The following is a 20,154-nucleotide window of genomic DNA, read 5'->3' as shown; positions in this document are numbered from 1 at the left end:
ATGGCTGCTAAGCTGAAAAAAGGCGACAAGGTCGTCGTTCTGGCCGGTAAGGACAAAGGCAAAGAGGGCACGATCTCCTCTGTTGACCCCAAAGCCGGTAAAGCCGTCGTGGAAGGCATCAACATCGCCATCCGCCACACCAAACAGAGCCAGACCGCACAGGGCGGCCGCATCCCTCAGGCGATGCCGATCGAACTGTCCAACCTGGCATTCCTGGACGCAAATGGCAAAGCAACCCGCGTTGGCTTCCGCATGGAAGGCGACAAGAAGGTGCGTTTTGCAAAGACCACAGGGGACGTGATCGATGCTTGATTCCGCAGACTACACCCCACGTCTGAAGTCGCTCTACAAGGATTCCATCCGCGCCGCTCTGAAAGAAGAGTTCGGCTACAAGAACGACATGATGATCCCAAAGCTGGACAAAATCGTGCTGAACATCGGCTGTGGCCGTGCAGCCGTGAAAGACAGCAAGAAAGCCAAGTCCGCTCAGGCAGATCTGACCGCAATCGCGGGCCAGAAAGCGCTGACCACCGTGGCAAAGAACTCCATCGCTGGCTTCCGTGTTCGTGAAGGCATGCCGATGGGCGCCAAGGTGACCCTTCGTGGCGACCGTATGTACGAATTCCTCGATCGTCTGATCACCGTTGCGATGCCTCGCATCCGCGACTTCCGTGGTGTGAAGCCGAGCTTTGACGGCCGTGGCAACTTCGCCACCGGTCTGAAAGAGCACATCGTGTTCCCAGAAATCGACTTCGATAAAGTCGACGAAAACTGGGGCATGGATATCGTCATCGCCACCACTGCTGAAACCGACGCCGAAGCGCAGAGCCTGTTGAAGCATTTCAACATGCCGTTCATCGCGTAAGGCTGAGAGGATTACGACATGGCTAAAAAAGCAATGATCGAGCGCGAGAAGAAGCGCGAGCGTCTGGTGGCAAAATACGCTGCTAAGCGCGCCGAGCTCAAAGAGATCGCAAACGATGAGTCCAAGCCAATGGAAGAGCGTTTCAAAGCGCGTCTGAAACTGGCGAAACTGCCGCGCAACAGCTCGGCGACCCGTCTTCACAACCGTTGCCAGCTCACCGGCCGTCCCCACGCTTACTACCGTAAGCTGAAGGTCAGCCGTATTGCGCTGCGCGAGCTGGGTTCTGCTGGTCAGATCCCCGGCATGGTCAAATCCAGCTGGTAAGGAGAGAACGATATGAACGATCCTATCGGTGATATGCTGACCCGTATCCGCAACGGCCAGATGCGTGGCAAGTCCGTGGTGTCTACCCCGGCTTCCAAGCTCCGTGGCTGGGTTCTGGATGTGCTGACTAACGAAGGCTACATCCGCGGCTATGAGGCAATTGAAGAGAACGGCCATCCGGCGTTCGAAATCAGCCTGAAGTACTACGAAGGCACTCCTGTCATTCGCGAACTGAAGCGGGTCTCCAAGCCTGGTCGTCGCGTTTACATGAATGTCAATGACATCCCAACCGTCCGTCAGGGCCTGGGTGTGTCGATTGTCTCCACCTCCAAAGGTGTGATGTCTGACGCAAGCGCACGCTCCAACAATGTTGGCGGCGAAGTGCTCTGCACAGTCTTCTAAGGAGAGCTGAGAATGTCTCGTATTGGTAAAAAACCGGTCGAGCTGCCCAGCGGCGTTACTGCCTCTGTCTCCGGCCAGACCATCGAAATCAAAGGTCCGAAGGACACTCAGTCCTTCACTGCGACCGATGACGTGACGATTGAAGTTGAAGAGAACGCCGTTTCGGTCACTCCTCGCGGCAAATCCAAGCGTGCTCGCCAGCAGTGGGGCATGTCCCGCACTATGGTTGCCAACATGGTGACCGGTGTGACCACTGGCTTCAAAAAAGAACTCGAAATCAACGGTGTTGGTTATCGTGCGCAGATGCAGGGCAACACCCTGAAGCTGTCGCTCGGTCTCTCTCACGAGGTGAACTTCGAGGTTCCAGCAGGCATCACCGTGACTGCGCCGAAGCCGACTGAAATCATCGTTGAAGGTACTGACAGCCAACTGGTTGGCCAGGTTGCGGCGAACATCCGCGAATGGCGTAAGCCTGAGCCTTACAAAGGCAAGGGTATCAAGTACAAAGACGAGTATATCTTCCGCAAGGAAGGTAAGAAGAAGTAAGGACCAGACAGATGGCAAACAGCAAACGGGAACTGTTCCTCAAGCGCCGCCTGCGCGTCCGGAACAAACTTCGCAAGGTCAATGGCGACAGCAAACTGCGCCTGTCCGTTCACCGCAGCAACAAGAACATCAGCGCTCAGCTGATCGACGATCGTGCTGGCGTGACTGTGGCAGCAGCCTCCTCCCTGGAAAAAGATCTGGGCGTAGTGGGCAAAAACAACATCGAAGCAGCCACCAAAGTGGGCGCGGCGATTGCAGAGCGTGCGGTCAAAGCTGGCGTGAGCGAAGCTTATTTCGATCGCGGCGGTCGTCTCTTCCACGGCAAAGTGAAGGCTCTGGCCGACGCTGCGCGTGAAGGTGGCCTGAAAGTGTAAGCACTTGTGGGGGACGGCAACGTCCCCCCGATGATCCGGGAGCTCTGGCGCTTTCGCCAGGGTTCACTGGGATCGGAAGTAACAGGCGCCTCGCGCCAGTAGATAAAGGAATGCCAAATGGCAGAACGTGAAAATCGCCGGGGCCGCGGTCGCAACCGCGAAGAAGAAACCCCGGAATTCGCAGATCGTCTCGTAGCGATCAACCGCGTGTCCAAAACCACCAAAGGCGGTAAGAACTTTGGCTTCGCTGCTCTGGTAGTTGTGGGCGATCAAAAAGGCCGCGTTGGCTTCGGCAAAGGTAAAGCGAAAGAGGTCCCTGAGGCTATCCGCAAAGCCACCGAGCAAGCCAAGCGTCAAATGATCCGCGTGCCTCTGCGCGAAGGTCGTACTCTGCACCACGACATGGAAGGCCGTCACGGCGCCGGTAAAGTGGTTATGCGTACCGCACCTGAAGGTACTGGTATCATCGCCGGTGGTCCAATGCGTGCCGTTTTCGAAATGCTCGGCGTCAAAGACGTTGTTTCGAAATCCATCGGTTCGCAGAACCCATACAACATGATCCGCGCCACCATCGACGGGCTGAAAAAAGAAGCCAGCCCTCGTCAGGTTGCGGCACGTCGTGGCAAGAAAGTTGCTGACATCCTGCGCAAGGATGAAGCACCTGCCGAAGCTGCAGACGCGTAAGGAGTAACGAGACATGGCAAAAACCATCGTTGTAAAGCAGGTCGGTTCGCCGATCCGTCGCCCTCAAGACCAGCGTGCCACGCTGATCGGTCTGGGTCTGAACAAGATGAACCGCACACGTGAACTGGAAGACACACCTTCCGTGCGCGGCATGATCCGTAAGGTTTCCCACATGGTGGAAATCATCGAAGAGCGCGACTAAGCTCTTTTTGATCTAAAAGTTTGAAAACGCCCCAGGCTCACGCCTGGGGCGTTTTTGCGTGTGTTAAGAGATTATGACTGCGGTCATGCATAAACTGCATAACGGAGATGCTGTTCTTCCCCTACCTCGATGAAAAAGAAGGCATTATGTGAACGCGTAGTGAGATTTAACGCGCATTGGCCGAAGTGGCGCACCGGCAGTTTTAAGGATTAATCCCATGCAACATGCACCCTCTTTGCACATTGAAGCCGTTGATTTCGTTGGCCGTTTCGCCCGCATGGTTGAAACATGGCGCCTGAATCAGAAACGCGCGTCTTCTTATAAGAAGACCGTGAAAGAGCTGAACAAGCTGACAGTTCGTGAGTTGGCTGATGTGGGCCTGAGCCGCGGCGACATCGAGCGCGTGGCGCGTCAGGGTGCAGAAGCACTCTGATCTAAAGTATCTTCCTTGTGACTTAGCCTCGGATGCCTGTCCGGGGCTTTTGTCGTTTTAGAGCTTTGTTAAGGCGGCATGCCTCTGGCGCATAGCGGGCAGTTCAAACCGTCAATTGTTAGCGATAACGGCGCGTTCTATATAGAGGGCACAACAGAAAGAAACAAAACAGCTCGCCGGAAAATACGTTTCGGCATAGATCAAAAGGAGCCAGTACAATGGCAAACGCAAACATCACTCTTTCCACTGGATCTTCCCTTGTTGCCCGTATCGAAGCCGCACTGGAAGCGTTCAAAGAAGCGCGCGCTTTGCGGGCGAAATACAATACAACCGTACGCGAACTTTCTGAGATGACGGATCGCGACCTCGCGGACATCGGCATCTGTCGCTATGACATTGAAGAGCTGGCGACCAAGCACGTTTACGGCTAAGCCTGCACGACATTTCGACCGTATCGCCCTCACATTCGTTGAGGGCGTTTTGGTTTCAAGCGTTTAGAGGCGTTTACCTGAGAACCCGCTCCTGACCATCTGATAGATGGTAGATACAGCCCTGTTCTTTCGGGAGCTGGAGTAGGGCGCCTTTGGACAGGCCTAAATAGAGGCCGCGCAACACAATGGACGTGACCCCATGTGTGACGATGACAGCAGGTTGGACCAGGTCATTCAGGAACGCTTTTACGCGTTTTGAGATGTCAGCGTAGGATTCGCCTTTTGGGCTTTGAAAATACCATTGATGACTTTCAAAAGGACAATCGATCAGCGTTTTGATCTCAAGGCGCGTTTTGCCTTCCCAGACCCCGAAATCTATTTCCTGCAAGCGATCATCAAACACAGGTTTCAGAGTGCCACCTAACGCCAATTGCGCGGTGTGACGCGCGCGCCCCTGAGGGCTACAAAACGCGGTCAGAGGCGGCGTTGTCAGTGTTTGCAACAGCTCGCGCTGACGCTGTGCGTGCTGGCGCCCTTGCGCTGTGAGAGGGGAGTCCTGCCGGCCCTGAAATTTGCCCGTTACGTTCCACTCGGTTTCACCGTGCCGCAAAACATATAGTTCCGGATAAGACATGTTCCGCCGCCCTTGAGATCTCAACAGGCCGTTGCTATTGGAAGTGCGGCGCCATTGATAGGTTTTTGAGGTGCGTCTTTGGAGCGCAGGCATGTCTCAAAGGCGCGTGTGACAACCGCGGCAGGGCATGTGCCTCTGTGATGTGGATGGACATTGCAAACTGCGCAACAAGGGTCTATACGCGCCCGGTGGCGTTCTGTGCGCCACAGAATCAAAATCAAGAAAAGCCGAGTTTGGCCCGATACGCTTCGTGGGTCAGTTCCGGCAAGGAGAAGCGAAATGAAACTGCACGAACTGCGCGACAATCCTGGCGCAACTAAGAAACGCATGCGCGTTGGCCGTGGCCCTGGTTCCGGTAAAGGTAAAATGGGTGGCCGTGGTATCAAAGGTCAGAAATCCCGTTCGGGTGTGGCGATCAACGGCTACGAGGGTGGCCAAATGCCATTGTACCAGCGTCTGCCTAAGCGTGGCTTCAACAAGCCAAACCGCAAGGCATTTGCTGTTGTAAACCTGGGCCTGATCCAGAAATTCGTCGACGCCAAGAAACTGGACGCATCCGCAGCGATCACCGAAGATGCGCTGATCGAATCCGGTCTGGTACGTCGCAAGCTTGACGGCATCCGTGTTCTGGCAAAAGGCGAAGTCACCGCCAAGCTGAACATCGAAGTGACCGGCGCTTCCAAGGCAGCTGTAGACGCTGTTGCAAAAGCAGGCGGCTCTCTGACTGTCAAAACCGCGCCAGCGGCTGAATAAGAGGTTGTGAGCGGGGACGGACCCGCTTACATAATCTGACAAGTTTTCCAACGCCGCCAAACCGGGAAACGGTTCTGGCGGCGTTTCTAGTCTAAGAGAGATCCTAAATGGTATCTGCAGCAGAGCAAATGGCGGCCAACACAAGCTGGGCCGCGCTGACCAAAGCGACCGATCTGCGCAATCGCATCCTGTTCACTCTGGCATTGTTGATTGTGTATCGTCTTGGCACCTGGATCCCGGTTCCGGGCATTGATGGTGTGGCGCTTCGTGAATTCATGGAGAGCGCAGGCGCAGGGATTGGTGGTATCCTGTCCATGTTCACCGGCGGTGCATTGGGCCGTATGGGGATCTTTGCTCTGGGCATCATGCCTTATATTTCGGCCTCGATCATCGTCCAGCTCCTCGGCTCGATGGTGCCCGCGCTTGAGCAACTCAAGAAAGAGGGTGAGCAGGGCCGCAAAAAGATGAACCAATACACCCGCTACGGCACGGTGTTCCTTGCCACATTGCAGGCTTATGGTCTTGCGGTGAGCCTTGAGGCAGGTGATCTGGTGACCGATCCGGGTATGTTCTTCCGCTTCAGCTGCTTGATCACACTGGTTGGTGGCACCATGTTCCTGATGTGGCTGGGTGAGCAGATCACCGCACGCGGCATCGGCAACGGCATCTCCCTGATCATCTTTGTCGGTATTGTGGCCGAGCTTCCAGCCGCACTGGCGCAGTTCTTCGTGTCTGGCCGTACCGGCGCAATCAGCGAAGCTGTGATTGTGGGCGTCATTGTGATGGTGATTGCAACCATCGCCTTCGTGGTCTTCATGGAGCGTGCGCTGCGCAAGATCCACATTCAATACCCACGCCGTCAGGTGGGCATGAAAGTCTATGACGGTGGCTCCAGCCACCTGCCAGTCAAGGTCAACCCAGCAGGCGTGATCCCGGCAATCTTTGCAAGCTCTCTGCTTCTGTTGCCGACGACGATCTCGACATTCTCTGGCAGCCAGACCGGCCCAATCATGTCGACACTGCTTGCTTACTTCGGCCCAGGTCAGCCGCTGTATCTGCTGTTCTTTGTCGCCATGATCGTGTTCTTTGCGTATTTCTACACATTCAATGTGAGCTTTAAGCCCGATGATGTGGCTGACAACCTGAAAAACCAGAACGGGTTTGTGCCGGGTATTCGCCCAGGCAAGCGTACTGCAGAGTATCTTGAGTATGTTGTGAACCGTATTCTGGTGCTTGGCTCAGCCTACCTTGCGGCAGTTTGTCTCCTTCCTGAGATTCTGCGTGGCCAGTTTGCGATCCCATTCTATTTTGGCGGAACCTCTGTTCTTATTGTTGTGTCAGTGACCATGGACACCATCCAACAGGTACAGAACCATCTGCTGGCCCATCAATATGAAGGGCTGATCGAAAAATCGCAGCTGCGCGGTAAAGGCAAAAAGCGCGGCGCACGTAAGGGAGCTGCTCGTCGATGAACATTATTTTGCTTGGCCCGCCAGGTGCGGGGAAAGGGACACAAGCAAGTCGTCTCGTTGAGAGCCGCGACATGATCCAACTCTCCACAGGGGATATGCTGCGTGCGGCAAAGACCTCTGGCACTGAGATGGGCAAAAAAGTTGCAGAAGTCATGGACCGTGGCGAGCTTGTGACGGATGAGATTGTGATCGGCTTGATCCGTGAACAACTCGAAGGTGACAAAAAGGGCGGCTTCATCTTTGACGGCTTCCCACGCACACTGGCGCAGGCCGACGCTCTGGCGGCTTTGCTTGAAGACTGCGGCGAACAGCTGGATGCCGTGATCGAGATGCAGGTGAACGATGAAGTTCTTGTTGAACGCATCATCAATCGTGCAAAAGAAACGGTGGCCGCAGGCGGCGAAGCGCGTGCAGACGACAACGAGGAAAGTCTGAAGGTGCGCTTGATGGCGTATTACAAACAGACGTCACCGTTGATCGGCTACTACCACGCCAAGGGCAATCTCACCTCTATCGACGGTCTTGCGTCGATGGATGAGGTGGAAGCCTCGGTTACAGGCGTGCTTGGGTAAGCAAAACACAGACTTTTTAGAAAGCCCTCAGGTTTCTGAGGGCTTTTTTGTTTTTTGATAAATTTTTTTCTGAATAGTTTTGCCAGCTGGCGCGTTGATCTTCTGAATGGGCGATTTTGCCTGGCTTGGAGGAACCGATGAAGACACTGTTGAAAACCACTGCGCTTGTTTTGGCATTTGCTGGCCCCGCGATAGCCGGCGGGCATGAGACTTGGAAAACCGTTGATGAAGACAGCCAAATTGCGTTTGGGTCGATCAAGAGCAGTGAGTTCGGTGAAGTTCATACATTTGATGCTCTGTCTGGGTCAGTGAACGAAAAAGGTGAGGTGGCGGTATCTATCGAGCTTGGCTCGGTGGAGACCAACATCGACATTCGCAATGAGCGCATGATCACACATATTTTTAAGGCGGCGGACGCGCGAGCCGAGCTGACTGGTTCTGTGGATTTTGATGCGGTGCACGATCTGGAAGTCGGTGCAACCACGGTTGTGGATTTTGAGGGCGCGCTGAGCCTCGTCGGGGTGAGCGCAGATGTTGAGGCGGAATTGTTTGTTGCCCGGCTGAGCGAAGACCGTGTTTTGGTCACAACATCGGATATGATCATGCTGTCCACCTATGATCTGGGCATTGATGCGGGTGTCGATAAGTTGAAAGAGCTTGCGAGCCTTGAGGGGATCACGCGTGTGACGCCTGTGACTGTGCGGATGATTTTTGAGAAGTGACGGCGCGAGCCAGACGTGCGGGGCCTTGGCCCCGTGCATCAAGCAAGGAGATAAAGATGCGCCAACTGACGTTTTTAGCGGTTGCTTTGACGATATGGGCCGGGGCGGCAGCCTCAGAGGGGGATGTGAAAGCTGGCAAAAAGGTCTTTCGCAAATGTCAGTCCTGTCACAGCTTGAAGCCTGATGACAACCGTGCTGGACCGACGCTCTATGGCGTGTTTGGCGCCACCTCAGGGTCTGTGGAGGGCTTTCGCTATTCGGGTCCGATGCAGCAGGCGGGCATTGTCTGGGACGCGGCAACGCTCACAGAATTTCTCACGAAGCCAAGAGCGCTGGTGCCGGGAACCACAATGGCATTTGCGGGCCTTAGAAAGCCTGAGCAGATTGACGACCTCTTGGCCTATTTGCAGAGTGAACTGGCAGATCAATGAGAGATCAGAGCGCGAGAGACTGATGCTGGGCCGTTGGAGAAAATATAGCGCAGAAGAAGAGGTGGAAGCAGGCTTGCCAAAGGTCTTCCCCCGCATCTGGCGCTATGCGTTTTCGCTCACGGGATCCAGGGATGGGGCGGATGATCTTGCGCAGGCCGCCTGTTTGCGGGCGATGGAGCAGGCCAGCAAGTTCCAGCCCGGCACCCATTTGGACCGGTGGATGTTTCGGATCACCCACAACCTTTGGATCAGTGAGATCCGCAAAGAAAAAGTACGCAAAGGTGGCGGCATGCCAATGGTGGATGCCGCTGATATTCCGGACCCCAAGCAAGACCCAGAGCGGGACTATGATCGCCAAGAGGTTTTGAAATCGGTGCTGGATCTGCCGGAGGCACAGCGTGTGACTGTGGTTCTGGTGTATGTTGAGGGCTATTCTTACAAGGCCGCTGCGGAGATACTTGATATTCCGCTGGCCACCGTGATGAGCCGCCTTGCCACCGCACGCGCCAGTTTGGGGCGCAAATTCAGGGATCAGAGGGGAATGAGCCGTGCAAGATAGACGTTTCTCAGATGAGGAGCTCGTGGCCTATCTCGATGGTGAAACTGAGCTCGTGCCAATGGCGCAGATTGAGGCTGCGGTGCAGGAAGATCCTGCATTGGCCAAGAGGCTTGAAGCATTGCGGTTTGATGTGACCGCGCTGCAGGAGAGTTTTGAGCTGTTGCAGCCGTCACAAGATGTGCTGGGTGCGTTGCCTGTGAGGGGCAGGGGGCCAGCGAAACGCCCTATGGCCGCCGTGGCTATGGTGGCTTGTGTTGCGCTCGCTGTCGGATTTGGCTTGGGGAACTGGACGTCCGGGCCGGAAAGAAGTGGCTGGGTGGACTACGTGGCGGCTTATCAGGCGCTTTATACCCATGCGACATTGGATCATATTCAGCAGACGCCAGAGCAGTTGCAGAATGAGTTGGCACGGGTGTCTGCGGCAGTGGGCAAAGACATAGAGTTGGCGCAACTGACCGCTCTGCCAGACGTGGAATACAAACGCGGGCAGGTGCTGAGTTTTGAAGGGCGTCCTTTGATCCAGTTGGCCTTTGCAACACCCAGTGGTGTGCCGATGGCGCTCTGCATCATGCGCCGCGAAGAAGCGGGCGTATCTGAGGAGGCGTTGGCCACCATGCGACTGGAAGGGTTGAGTTCGGCAGTCTGGTCTGATGGGGCGTATGACTATGTTTTGATTGGCGGCACAGAGGATGGTCTTGTGCGCCGTTTGGGGCAGGCCTTGCAGTCGATGCAGATCTAGGATCTAAGCTTTGAGAGCTGGACGTTAGGATCTCCGTCTCTTTCGCCAGATCCCCTATTGACGGCCTGCGCTTTCCCCCCTACATCACCTCATCTCTTAATCGAGAATCAATTCTTTGCTTTTGGGTCGCACCCAATACGCAAGATCACCTGATCAGCTGAGGCCCGATCGCAGACCGCGTCGGGCTTACGTTGTGAAAAAAGGTTCTGGAACCACGGAACCGCAACGAAAAGGAAAGTGACACGTGGCACGTATCGCCGGCGTTAACATCCCGACCCACAAACGGGTCCCGATCGCCCTGACTTATATCACTGGCATTGGTCCAGCATCCGCCAAAGAAATCTGCGAATCCGTGAACATCGACGCGACCCGTCGTGTGAACGAACTGTCTGACGCAGAAGTTCTGGCAATCCGCGAGCACATCGATGCGACCTACACCGTAGAAGGTGACCTGCGTCGTGAAGTGCAGATGAACATCAAACGTCTGATGGACCTGGGCTGCTACCGCGGTCTGCGCCACCGTCGTAACCTCCCGGTCCGCGGTCAGCGTACCCACACCAACGCACGTACCCGCAAAGGTCCTGCGAAGCCGATCGCCGGCAAGAAGAAGTAAGGGAGGGTTTGATCAATGGCACGCGATAAGACTCGTACGAAGAAAAAAGAGCGTAAGAACATCGCCTCCGGCGTTGCACACGTAAACAGCTCTTTCAACAACACCAAGATCCTGATCTCTGACGTTCAGGGTAACGCGATTTCCTGGTCCTCTGCTGGCACCATGGGCTTCAAGGGCTCCCGTAAGTCCACGCCTTATGCTGCTCAGATGGCTGCGGAAGATGCAGGTAAAAAAGCGCAAGAGCACGGCGTTAAAACGCTGGAAGTGGAAGTTCAGGGTCCAGGTTCTGGCCGTGAATCCGCACTGCGCGCGCTGGCCGCTATCGGTTTCAACATCACCTCTATCCGTGATGTAACCCCGATCGCACACAACGGCTGCCGCCCTCCAAAGCGTCGCCGCGTCTAAGCGATATTTCATTACTTTGGGGCCGCGTGTTTTACACGGCCCCATTTCGTCATTTTTAAACCTCGGGCGTCTGGTTCTTCTTGGAACATGGGAGCCAGACAAGAATGGAGGGACGCATGATCCACAAGAATTGGGCAGAATTGATCAAGCCAACCCAGCTTGAAGTGAAGCCGGGCAACGACCCTGCGCGCCAGGCCACTGTTGTGGCAGAGCCGCTGGAGCGTGGTTTTGGTCTGACACTGGGCAACGCGCTGCGTCGCGTTCTGATGAGCAGCCTGCAAGGCGCGGCCATCACCAGCGTTCAGATCGACAATGTTCTGCATGAGTTCTCCAGCGTTGCCGGTGTGCGCGAAGACGTGACCGACATCATCCTGAACCTGAAGGGCGTGTCCCTGCGCATGGAAGTGGAAGGCCCTAAGCGTCTTTCCATCAATGCAAAAGGCCCAGGTGTTGTGACGGCTGGCGACATCAGTGACAGCGCTGGTATCGAAGTTCTGAACAAAGACCACGTGATCTGCCACCTCGACGATGGTGCAGACCTGTACGTGGAGCTGACTGTAAACACTGGCAAAGGCTATGTGTCTGCGGACAAAAACAAACCGGAAGACGCGCCAATCGGCCTGATGCCGATCGATGCGATCTACTCCCCGGTCAAAAAAGTGTCCTATGACGTTCAGCCAACCCGTGAAGGTCAGGTTCTGGACTATGACAAGCTGACCATGAAGATCGACACCGACGGTTCGATCACTCCTGAAGATGCTGTGGCCTATGCCGCGCGCATTCTGCAGGATCAGCTGTCCATCTTCGTGAACTTTGACGAGCCAGAATCTGCGGGCCGTCAGGAAGAAGATGATGGTCTGGAGTTCAACCCACTTCTGCTGAAGAAAGTGGACGAACTGGAACTGTCTGTACGTTCGGCAAACTGCCTGAAGAACGACAACATCGTTTACATCGGCGATCTGATCCAGAAAACCGAAGCAGAGATGCTGCGCACACCGAACTTCGGCCGCAAGTCTCTGAACGAGATCAAAGAAGTGCTGTCCGGCATGGGTCTGCACCTCGGCATGGACGTCGAGGACTGGCCACCAGACAACATCGAAGATCTGGCCAAGAAGTTCGAAGACAACTTCTAAGGTTTTGGGCGGGGGCGACCCCGCCCGTCTTACAAATGCCCGGACCTGCCGGGGAAAGTTGGGCCAAAGGCCTCAAGGTGAACCGGTGACACGCATCACTGGTCTGACAAAGCAAAACGCGAATTAGGAGAAATAAAATGCGTCATGCTCGTGGCTATCGCCGCCTGAACCGTACTCACGAACACCGTAAAGCTCTGTTTGCCAACATGGCGGGCTCTTTGATCGAACACGAACAGATCAAAACCACGCTGCCAAAGGCAAAAGAACTGCGTCCAATCGTTGAAAAGCTGATCACGCTTGCAAAGCGCGGTGACCTGCACGCCCGTCGTCAGGCGGCTGCACGTTTGAAAGAAGATCAGTATGTTGCAAAACTGTTCGACGTTCTGGGCCCACGCTACGCAGAGCGTAAAGGTGGTTACATCCGCATCATGAAAGCCGGCTTCCGCTATGGTGACATGGCGCCGATGGCGATCATCGAATTCGTGGATCGTGACGTTGATGCAAAAGGCGCGGCCGACAAGGCTCGCGTGGCAGCTGAAGAAGCCGCCGAAGAATAATACACATTCGGACCAACCGAATGACTGGACCCCTGCCATTTTGGTGGGGGTCTTTTTTTGTGCGAATGCGCGGCTAAAATTGCGCTTTATGTGATGGTGTTCCCGGTCGCTGCGGGGCAATGTGCCCGCAACCTATGTGATCGTGTATTGCGGTCGCAACACGCAGGAGGGCTGGCGCGATGGATGCGGACGTGATTGTGGTTGGTGCTGGGCTTTGGGGCAGTGCCTGCGCTCGCCATTTGAGCGAGATGGGGCTGTCGACCGTTCTGGTGGGTCCTGACGAGCCAAGGGACGCGTCCAGTCATACGGGCGTCTTTTCCAGCCACTACGACGAAGCTCGGATTACGCGGCGGTTGGCCAGTGATCGGGATTGGTCCCGTTTGGCGCAGGCGTCAATGGCGCGCTATGCTGATATGGAAGCGCGCAGCGGGCATAAATTTCATGCCCCCGTTGGGGCCCTGATGGTCGGTGCCAAAGGTGGCGTGGGTGCGGGTTTTGTGGCCAACACACGGGAGGTTGCACAACAAGAAGATTTTGCGTTCCAAGAACTTGAAGGGCCGCAGTTGGACGCGCGCTTCCCGTTTCTTTCCTTCCCAGGCAACACGCATGCGCTCTATGAAGAAGACGGTGGTGGGTGGATCAACCCCAGGCAGCATATCCTGGCGGAGATTGCCATTGCAAAGCAGCATGGCGCAAAACTGCACCGCAGTGAGGTTGTGCGTCTTTCTGAGGTTGGGGGCACTGTGACTGCGCAATGTGCTGACGGTGAGGAGGTTACCGCGAAAAAGGCCGTGGTGGCCTGTGGGGCGTTTTCCAAAGCCGCGGAACTTCTGCCCGAAGCGGTGCCGTTAACGGCTTATGCGCGGACGATTGCATTTCTTGAGATTGACCCCGCAGAAGCGAGGCGCCTGCAGGCTATGCCGTCGTTTGTATATGTGCCGCCGGGCACAGAACGAGACACTTATGTTTTGCCGCCTGTGACGTATCCAGATGGCAAAACATACCTCAAGATCGGGGGGGACCCGGAAGACCATGAGCTTGTGACGGTTGCCGACATGAAAACCTGGTTCCGCGGTGGTGGAAACGCGCGTGTCGGCGAGCTGCTCGCAGATCAGTTGAAAGGTTTGATGCCGGACCTGCGGGTTGAAAGCGTTTCACACGGGGCATGCGTGACATGTTTTACCCCAAAGGGCGCCCCACTGATCTATCCGCAAAGCGAACGAATTTTTGCCCTGACCGGGGGCAATGGGGCAGGGGCGAAATGCGCCGATGAAATTGGGCGTCTCGGTGCATTGATGGTGGCCGGGCATGAACTTGCAAGCGGGCCCTATGCAAGTGATTTCACTCCCTGATGGTTGCACTGCACTGCGCTGCGCGACTGTGGCTTGTAATCTCATCGCGTGCCGCGCATATCTTTGGCTGGACCAAATAGAGGACTATGCATGATCCGTGCCGCTATGATTGCGCTTACGCTTGGTTTGGCGACCACCGTTTCGGCAGAGACAAAAATTCCGCAAACACAAAGCGAAATTGCGCTTGGGTTCGCGCCGCTGGTGAAGCAGGCCGCCCCCGCCGTGGTAAATATTTTTGCCAAACGCGTGGTGCAGGCGCGACAAAGCCCGTTCTCGGGGGATCCTTTTTTTGACCAGTTTTTCCGCAACTTTGGCACACCACAGCCACGTGTAGAGAACTCGCTGGGATCGGGGGTGATCCTGACGGAAGACGGCATCGTTGTGTCCAATTACCACGTTGTGGGCATGTCGACCGACATACGCGTGCAACTGAACGACCGAAGCGAATACACGGCGGACGTTTTGCTCGCAGATGAGGAAAGTGATCTGGCGATTCTCAAGCTCAAAGAAGCGGAAGGGCTGCCGTTTCTCACCTTGCGCGACAGTGACAGTGTGGATGTCGGGGAGCTGGTGATGGCGATTGGCAACCCCTTCGGTGTCGGGCAGACGGTCACCAGTGGCATTGTGTCAGGGCTTGCGCGCTCGGGCGTGGCGACCGGCAATGCGCGGGGCTATTTCATTCAGACCGATGCGGCAATCAATCCAGGCAATTCTGGTGGTGCGTTGGTTGACGTGAACGGTGACCTAATTGGGATCAACACCTCTATTCTGACTCGTTCCGGTGGCTCCAACGGTATTGGCTTTGCCATTCCGGCACGTTTGGTTGCGCAGTTTGTTGATCAGGCGCGCACGGGGTTTGAGAGTTTCCAGCGCCCATGGGCCGGTATGTTTGGTCAGCCAGTGGATGCGGATATGGCAGAGGGCTTGGGGCTAGATCGCGCAGGCGGCATTGTGATCACTGAAATGCACGCGGTGAGCCCGTTTCTGAATGCAGGCTTTGAGCCGGGCGACGTGATCCTTGCCCTCGATGGACAGCCAGTCAACACGCCTGCAGAAATGATTTTTCGCATGTCTGTGGCCGGGCTTGGCAGCGAAGTTGCTGTCCAGATGGTGCGTGAAGGGCGCGAAGAGGAACGTATGGTTCTGATGACCATTGCGCCTGAGGAACCGTCTCGTGCGCAACTGACCACAGGGCGCCGGGCAGCCATTCCGGATCTTGTGATTTCAAACATCAACCCAGCGGTTCTGAGCAGTTATGGCCTGCCGCTGAGTGCAGAGGGTGTGGTTGTTGAAAACCCCGGCGACATCGGTGCGCGCCTTGGCCTGCATCCGGGTGATGTATTGCGCTTGATTGACGGGCAGGTCATTGAAACCACGGCAGATGCGGACAAGGCTTTGCGCGCTGCGCGCAATCGGCTTACGCTAGAGGTCCAGCGCGGCACTCAGCGGCTGGTGATGCGGTTCCGACTGTAAAGGCACAAAACCCCCATGGCCGATCTCTTTGACTCCCCTGCCGGGACTATTTCTTCAGCATCTGTGGCCGAGGCACCGCGCCCCTTGGCGGATCGCTTGCGGCCGCGTGCGCTGACTGATGTGATCGGGCAGGAACAGGTGCTGGGGGCTGAGGCGCCATTGGGCGTGATGCTCTCCTCCGGCTCTTTGTCCTCATTGGTGTTCTGGGGGCCGCCCGGTGTCGGAAAAACCACAATCGCACGCCTTTTGGCAGATGAGACGGATCTGCATTTTGTGCAGATAAGCGCGATTTTTACCGGTGTGCCTGAGCTTCGGAAAGTCTTTGAAGCGGCCAAGATCCGTCGCCAGAACGGGCAGGGGACGCTGTTGTTTGTGGATGAGATCCACCGCTTCAACAAAGCGCAGCAAGATGGGTTTCTGCCACATATGGAGGATGGCACCATCCTTCTGGTGGGCGCGACCACCGAAAACCCATCCTTTGAACTCAATGCCGCGCTTTTGAGCCGGTCGCAGGTCTTGGTGCTTGAGCGCCTGAGTCTTGCGGATTTGGAGCGTCTCGCCCAGCGTGCCGAACAAGAGCTGGGCAAAGCCTTGCCTCTGGATGGGCACGCCCGCGAAGCGCTTTTGGAAATGGCGGATGGCGATGGGCGTGCGTTGCTCAACCTGATTGAGCAGGTGGCGGCGTGGACCGTGAAGGGCAAGCTTGACAGCGAAGCTTTGGCGACACGCCTGATGCGGCGTGCTGCCAAATACGACAAATCCGGCGATGAGCACTATAACCTTATATCAGCGCTGCATAAATCGGTGCGAGGGTCAGATCCGGATGCAGCTCTGTATTGGTTTGCCCGCATGCTGGAAGGCGGCGAAGATCCACGCTTTTTGGCACGGCGTATCACGCGGATGGCGTGCGAAGACATCGCTCTGGCCGATCCGCAGGCACAAGGTGTTTGCCTGAATGCCTGGGAAACCTATGAACGGTTGGGCAGCCCGGAAGGCGAGCTCGCATTGGCGCAGGCGGTGATTTATCTCGCGCTCGCACCAAAGACCAACGCAGGCTATGCGGCCTACAAAGCGGCGCGTGCATTGGCGAAACAGACCGGATCGGAGCCACCCCCCAAGCATATTCTGAATGCCCCAACCTCATTGATGGCGGATCAGGGCTATGGTGCGGGGTATCAATATGATCATGACGCCGAAGATGGGTTTTCCGGGCAGAACTACTTCCCGGAGGGCCTGAAACGGCCTGTACTCTATGCACCAGTTAAGCGGGGATATGAGCGCGAGCTGAAACGGCGGCTTGATTACTTTGCCAAGTTGCGCAGTCAACGCGGCGGATGAGGGGCGGCCCCTCTGGGACTTCGAATCTTCTATCCGGCACATTTGCGGCGTGAGAAAGGCCTGTTTTCTTGACATTGGGCGCGGAAGCGCAGAGAGACGCCGGATGATTTTAAACCTGACATATGTGGCTGTTGGTGGCGCGCTTGGCGCGGCACTGCGTTACCTTGTGGGATTGAGCGTTGTGCGGCTGATCGGGCCGGGCCTTTGGAGTGGTTTTCCGGTGGCGATTATCACAGTCAATGTGATCGGCTCTTTCCTGATGGGGGCCTTTGTGGTGTTGGCGGCGCATCGGGGGCTGACTCATTTGTCGCCTTTGGTGATGACGGGCTTCTTGGGTGGTTTTACGACGTTTTCGGCGTTTTCGTTGGAAACGGTGACCCTGATGGAGCGCGGTGACTATGGCGCCGCAGGCATATATGTGACGGTTTCGGTGATTGGTGCGGTGGGCGCGCTGATGCTGGGGATGATTGTGACGAGAGGGCTGTTGGCATGAGCCGGGTACAGACACTAATTGTGGAAGCAGGCGAAGGCGATCAGCGGCTTGATCGGTGGTTCAAGCGCAGGTTTACCCACGTGGGGCAGGGCCAGATCGAGAAGATGTGCCGCAAAGGCGAAATCCGCGTTGATGGGGGCCGTGTGAAGGCCAACACCCGGCTTGAAGAAGGCCAGTCTGTGCGCGTGCCGCCGCTCCCCGCACCTGGTGAGAAACCGGCGGCACCTGCCAAGTCACGTGTTTCGGCTGCGGATGAAAAGCTGATCCAGAACTGTGTGATCTATCGCGATGATCAGATCATTGCCCTGAACAAACCCCCGGGCTTGCCGACGCAAGGCGGCAGCAAACAGACCCGCCATGTGGATGGTCTGGCAGAGGCGCTCAAGTTTGGGTTTGAGGAAAAGCCTCGCCTTGTGCATCGTCTGGACAAAGATACCTCTGGCGTTTTGTTGCTGGCGCGGACGCGGCAGGTGGCGCAGGCATTGACAGAGGCGATGCGCCACAAGCAGACCCGAAAGATTTATTGGGCCGTCGTTGCTGGTGTGCCGACGCCGTACCTTGGTGAGATCAAATACGGACTCGTGAAAGCAGGCGGGCATGGTGCGCGTGGCGAAGGCGAAAAAATGATCGCGGTGCATCCGCGTGAAGTTGACCGGACGCCGGGGGCCAAACGGGCGATCACGCAATATGCCACGCTTTACCGTGTGGCAGGCCGCGCCGCTTGGGTGGCGATGGAGCCGATCACCGGGCGCACGCACCAGTTGCGGGCACATATGGCAGAGATTGGCCACCCGATCATTGGCGATGGCAAATATGGTGGTTCTGGTCAGGAAAATCTTGGCGATGGCTGGGGGGCAAAGCTTGGTGGGATCATTTCCAACAAGCTGCATTTGCATGCGCGGAGTATGACATTTGAGCATCCCCTCACCCGCAAAGAGGTGACTGTGACGGCCAAACTTCCAGAGCATATGATGCACACTTGGGAAACCTTCGGATGGTCCGAAGATCTGGCAGCAGAGGACCCGTTTGAAAGCCTGCGTTGAGGGTGCTTGACCATGGTGAATGGTCCGGGTTGAAACAGCATGACAACGCAGGAGATCGATGCCTTTGAAACTTGTGATTTTTGACGTTGATGGCACGCTGGTTGACAGCCAGGGGCTCATTCTTGCGGCAATGCGTGCTGCCTTTGCAGAAGAGGGGCTGCAAGCGCCTACGCGGGAGGCGATCCTTGGCATAGTTGGCCTGTCTCTGGATGTCGCGGTGTTCAAGCTGGTGCCGGATCTGGAACAGACACAGCGTGCGCGTTTGGTCGATGGGTACAAGCAGTCCTATATGCAATTGCGCGCAGCGCAGGGGGCGGCGCAGTCGTCTCCCTTCTACCCCGGTGCCTTTGACGCCCTGACACGCCTGCGCGAACGTGAGGACGTGCTGTTGGGGGTGGCCACCGGGAAGTCGCGTCGCGGCCTGGACAAGCTGATCGCTGGCCATGGGCTGGAAGGCTATTTTGTCACAACGCAAGTGGCGGATGATCATCCTTCCAAACCGCACCCTTCCATGATCGAAACAGCCATGCTGGAAACCGGTGCCACGGCAGCCGAAACGGTGATGATCGGTGACACCAGTTTTGATATGGAGATGGCCGCCGCCGCGGGTGTCACCGGCATAGCGGTGAAGTGGGGGTATCACCCCGCCACGCGTCTGGGGGCTGCGCAGGCAATGCTTGATGATTTTGGTGCGCTGGATGGCGCTTTGGAACAGATTTGGGGACTTCAGCCATGAGCGGATGGGCAAAGAAACGGTTCTGGAAAGAGACAACAGTTGCGCCTGTGGACGGTGGGTTCGGAGTGTTTTTAGACGGGCGCGGGGTCAAAACACCGGCAAAGGCAGCACTTGTGGTGCCGACCCAAGCTATGGCGCAGGCGATGGCAGTCGAATGGGAGGCTCAGGAGGGTGAGATTGATCCCAATAGCATGCCAGTGACCCGCTCTGCGAATGCTGCGATTGACAAGGTCGCAATCCAGCATGCGGAAGTGGCCGATATGTTGGCGGAGTATGGCGGCAGCGATTTGCTCTGTTACCGCGCCACCTCGCCAGAAGAATTGATTGATCGACAGGCCCGCAAGTGGGATCCGCTTTTGGATTGGGCTGCGGAGACATTTGGTGCGCGGCTGAAGCCAGTGTCTGGCGTGATGTTTGAGGCGCAAGATCCTGTTGCACTGGCGTCTTTGGCCAGAGAAGTGCACAGGTTTGACAACTTTGAACTTGCGGCCTTTCACGATCTTGTTGGCATCTCTGGATCTTTGATCCTCGGATTCGCCGCAACGCATGATTTGCACGAAATCGAAGCGCTTTGGGAACTCTCCAGAATCGATGAGATTTGGCAGGAAGAACAATGGGGCCAAGACGAAGAAGCGGTGGCCGACGCAGCAAAAAAACTCGCAGCATTTAAACACGCTTACCGGTTTTATAAACTGAGCAATTCCTAATCAGACAAGGGTTTGCTGGAAGCGGCTTTCACATTCTCGCAAGCATTGATTGTAATGCGTGATGGGCCTCTTGACGTTTGGCGATGAATGCGACCACACTGACCGCAGATGTGCGGGGGGTGTTGTCTCAACACATCGTTATAGGCCGTGAATGGCCAACA

General features: G+C 56.2%; 29 protein-coding genes. 28 read left to right on the top strand and 1 reads right to left on the bottom strand.

What is annotated here, in order from left to right:
• The 10 genes from rplX to PJL69_RS06920 all read left to right on the top strand — a co-directional run bounded on the left by rplX (position 1) and on the right by PJL69_RS06920 (position 4,261).
• Entirely contained in the window at positions 1 to 312 is a 312-nt protein-coding gene (gene rplX / locus PJL69_RS06965) for a 50S ribosomal protein L24 (RefSeq protein WP_209096787.1), read from the top strand.
• The gene (rplE, locus tag PJL69_RS06960) at positions 305 to 865 is read left to right on the top strand and encodes a 50S ribosomal protein L5 (protein WP_271309028.1); all 561 of its coding nucleotides are present in this window, start codon (positions 305 to 307) and stop codon (positions 863 to 865) included. Before rplX ends, rplE begins: the two co-directional genes overlap by 8 nt.
• Positions 866 to 883: 18 nt before the next feature.
• Entirely contained in the window at positions 884 to 1,189 is a 306-nt protein-coding gene (rpsN, locus tag PJL69_RS06955) for a 30S ribosomal protein S14 (RefSeq protein ID WP_010437098.1), read from the top strand.
• A 12-nt stretch (positions 1,190 to 1,201) separates the two neighbouring features.
• Positions 1,202 to 1,591 carry a 30S ribosomal protein S8 gene (gene rpsH, locus PJL69_RS06950; protein WP_209096785.1) on the top strand — a complete coding sequence of 130 codons (390 nt, stop codon included), beginning with the start codon at positions 1,202 to 1,204 and terminating at the stop codon, positions 1,589 to 1,591.
• Between the two features lie 12 nt (positions 1,592 to 1,603).
• Positions 1,604 to 2,137 (top strand): 50S ribosomal protein L6, encoded by a 534-nt coding sequence (gene rplF, locus PJL69_RS06945; RefSeq protein WP_209096784.1) that lies wholly within the window; start codon positions 1,604 to 1,606, stop codon positions 2,135 to 2,137.
• Between the two features lie 11 nt (positions 2,138 to 2,148).
• Positions 2,149 to 2,511 (top strand): 50S ribosomal protein L18, encoded by a 363-nt coding sequence (rplR, locus tag PJL69_RS06940; RefSeq protein ID WP_271309027.1) that lies wholly within the window; start codon positions 2,149 to 2,151, stop codon positions 2,509 to 2,511.
• A 117-nt stretch (positions 2,512 to 2,628) separates the two neighbouring features.
• A complete protein-coding gene (gene rpsE, locus PJL69_RS06935) occupies positions 2,629 to 3,195 on the top strand; it encodes a 30S ribosomal protein S5 (protein WP_209064853.1) in 567 nt (188 codons plus the stop codon).
• A 13-nt stretch (positions 3,196 to 3,208) separates the two neighbouring features.
• Entirely contained in the window at positions 3,209 to 3,397 is a 189-nt protein-coding gene (rpmD, locus tag PJL69_RS06930; protein WP_209064855.1) for a 50S ribosomal protein L30, read from the top strand.
• Between the two features lie 217 nt (positions 3,398 to 3,614).
• Entirely contained in the window at positions 3,615 to 3,830 is a 216-nt protein-coding gene (locus PJL69_RS06925; RefSeq protein WP_271309026.1) for a DUF1127 domain-containing protein, read from the top strand.
• Between the two features lie 218 nt (positions 3,831 to 4,048).
• Entirely contained in the window at positions 4,049 to 4,261 is a 213-nt protein-coding gene (locus PJL69_RS06920; protein ID WP_271309025.1) for a DUF1127 domain-containing protein, read from the top strand.
• A gap of 73 nt (positions 4,262 to 4,334) precedes the next feature.
• On the opposite strand, the gene PJL69_RS06915 is transcribed toward PJL69_RS06920, so the two are convergent.
• Positions 4,335 to 4,895 carry a histidine phosphatase family protein gene (locus tag PJL69_RS06915; RefSeq protein ID WP_271309024.1) on the bottom strand — a complete coding sequence of 187 codons (561 nt, stop codon included), beginning with the start codon at positions 4,893 to 4,895 and terminating at the stop codon, positions 4,335 to 4,337.
• 279 nt (positions 4,896 to 5,174) lie between these two features.
• Here PJL69_RS06915 and rplO point away from each other — a divergent pair, with 279 nt between their 5' ends.
• From rplO to PJL69_RS06825, 18 genes are all read left to right on the top strand, one after another.
• Complete coding sequence (gene rplO / locus PJL69_RS06910) at positions 5,175 to 5,648, top strand: 50S ribosomal protein L15 (protein WP_271309023.1); 474 nt, start codon at positions 5,175 to 5,177, stop codon at positions 5,646 to 5,648.
• 107 nt (positions 5,649 to 5,755) lie between these two features.
• Positions 5,756 to 7,120 carry a preprotein translocase subunit SecY gene (gene secY / locus PJL69_RS06905; RefSeq protein WP_209096779.1) on the top strand — a complete coding sequence of 455 codons (1,365 nt, stop codon included), beginning with the start codon at positions 5,756 to 5,758 and terminating at the stop codon, positions 7,118 to 7,120.
• Positions 7,117 to 7,692 (top strand): adenylate kinase, encoded by a 576-nt coding sequence (locus PJL69_RS06900; RefSeq protein ID WP_271309022.1) that lies wholly within the window; start codon positions 7,117 to 7,119, stop codon positions 7,690 to 7,692. Before secY ends, PJL69_RS06900 begins: the two co-directional genes overlap by 4 nt.
• A gap of 137 nt (positions 7,693 to 7,829) precedes the next feature.
• Entirely contained in the window at positions 7,830 to 8,414 is a 585-nt protein-coding gene (locus PJL69_RS06895) for a YceI family protein (RefSeq protein WP_271309021.1), read from the top strand.
• Positions 8,415 to 8,470: 56 nt separating this feature from the next.
• Positions 8,471 to 8,845, top strand: coding sequence for a c-type cytochrome (locus PJL69_RS06890; RefSeq protein ID WP_271309020.1), 375 nt, complete (start codon positions 8,471 to 8,473; stop codon positions 8,843 to 8,845).
• Positions 8,846 to 8,867: 22 nt separating this feature from the next.
• A complete protein-coding gene (locus tag PJL69_RS06885; protein WP_271309019.1) occupies positions 8,868 to 9,404 on the top strand; it encodes an RNA polymerase sigma factor in 537 nt (178 codons plus the stop codon).
• The gene (locus PJL69_RS06880) at positions 9,394 to 10,143 is read left to right on the top strand and encodes an anti-sigma factor family protein (protein WP_271309018.1); all 750 of its coding nucleotides are present in this window, start codon (positions 9,394 to 9,396) and stop codon (positions 10,141 to 10,143) included. The genes PJL69_RS06885 and PJL69_RS06880 overlap by 11 nt, the downstream gene beginning before the upstream one ends.
• A 244-nt stretch (positions 10,144 to 10,387) precedes the next feature.
• The gene (rpsM, locus tag PJL69_RS06875) at positions 10,388 to 10,756 is read left to right on the top strand and encodes a 30S ribosomal protein S13 (RefSeq protein WP_209096773.1); all 369 of its coding nucleotides are present in this window, start codon (positions 10,388 to 10,390) and stop codon (positions 10,754 to 10,756) included.
• Between the two features lie 15 nt (positions 10,757 to 10,771).
• On the top strand, positions 10,772 to 11,161 hold the full coding sequence (gene rpsK / locus PJL69_RS06870) for a 30S ribosomal protein S11 (RefSeq protein ID WP_209064875.1): 390 nt from the start codon (positions 10,772 to 10,774) through the stop codon (positions 11,159 to 11,161).
• Between the two features lie 116 nt (positions 11,162 to 11,277).
• The gene (locus PJL69_RS06865) at positions 11,278 to 12,294 is read left to right on the top strand and encodes a DNA-directed RNA polymerase subunit alpha (protein ID WP_209078491.1); all 1,017 of its coding nucleotides are present in this window, start codon (positions 11,278 to 11,280) and stop codon (positions 12,292 to 12,294) included.
• Between the two features lie 137 nt (positions 12,295 to 12,431).
• Positions 12,432 to 12,851, top strand: coding sequence for a 50S ribosomal protein L17 (gene rplQ, locus PJL69_RS06860; protein WP_209064880.1), 420 nt, complete (start codon positions 12,432 to 12,434; stop codon positions 12,849 to 12,851).
• A gap of 179 nt (positions 12,852 to 13,030) precedes the next feature.
• Positions 13,031 to 14,203 carry an NAD(P)/FAD-dependent oxidoreductase gene (locus tag PJL69_RS06855; RefSeq protein ID WP_271309017.1) on the top strand — a complete coding sequence of 391 codons (1,173 nt, stop codon included), beginning with the start codon at positions 13,031 to 13,033 and terminating at the stop codon, positions 14,201 to 14,203.
• Positions 14,204 to 14,293: 90 nt separating this feature from the next.
• Entirely contained in the window at positions 14,294 to 15,676 is a 1,383-nt protein-coding gene (locus tag PJL69_RS06850; RefSeq protein ID WP_271309016.1) for a trypsin-like peptidase domain-containing protein, read from the top strand.
• A gap of 15 nt (positions 15,677 to 15,691) precedes the next feature.
• Positions 15,692 to 17,014 carry a replication-associated recombination protein A gene (locus tag PJL69_RS06845; RefSeq protein ID WP_271309015.1) on the top strand — a complete coding sequence of 441 codons (1,323 nt, stop codon included), beginning with the start codon at positions 15,692 to 15,694 and terminating at the stop codon, positions 17,012 to 17,014.
• Between the two features lie 103 nt (positions 17,015 to 17,117).
• A complete protein-coding gene (crcB, locus tag PJL69_RS06840) occupies positions 17,118 to 17,507 on the top strand; it encodes a fluoride efflux transporter CrcB (RefSeq protein WP_271309014.1) in 390 nt (129 codons plus the stop codon).
• A complete protein-coding gene (locus tag PJL69_RS06835) occupies positions 17,504 to 18,550 on the top strand; it encodes an RluA family pseudouridine synthase (RefSeq protein WP_271309013.1) in 1,047 nt (348 codons plus the stop codon). The genes crcB and PJL69_RS06835 overlap by 4 nt, the downstream gene beginning before the upstream one ends.
• 58 nt (positions 18,551 to 18,608) lie before the next feature.
• Positions 18,609 to 19,286: an HAD-IA family hydrolase gene (locus PJL69_RS06830; protein WP_271309012.1), complete on the top strand. Its 678-nt coding sequence runs from the start codon at positions 18,609 to 18,611 to the stop codon at positions 19,284 to 19,286.
• Positions 19,283 to 19,993, top strand: coding sequence for an ATP12 family chaperone protein (locus tag PJL69_RS06825; RefSeq protein ID WP_209096766.1), 711 nt, complete (start codon positions 19,283 to 19,285; stop codon positions 19,991 to 19,993). Before PJL69_RS06830 ends, PJL69_RS06825 begins: the two co-directional genes overlap by 4 nt.
• Positions 19,994 to 20,154 lie beyond the last annotated feature (161 nt).

This window comes from Shimia sp. MMG029 (assembly GCF_027947445.1).
GTDB lineage: Bacteria > Pseudomonadota > Alphaproteobacteria > Rhodobacterales > Rhodobacteraceae > Shimia.
The sequence above is the reverse complement of the archived record's forward strand: the minus strand, read 5'-3'. Positions and strand labels throughout refer to the sequence as shown.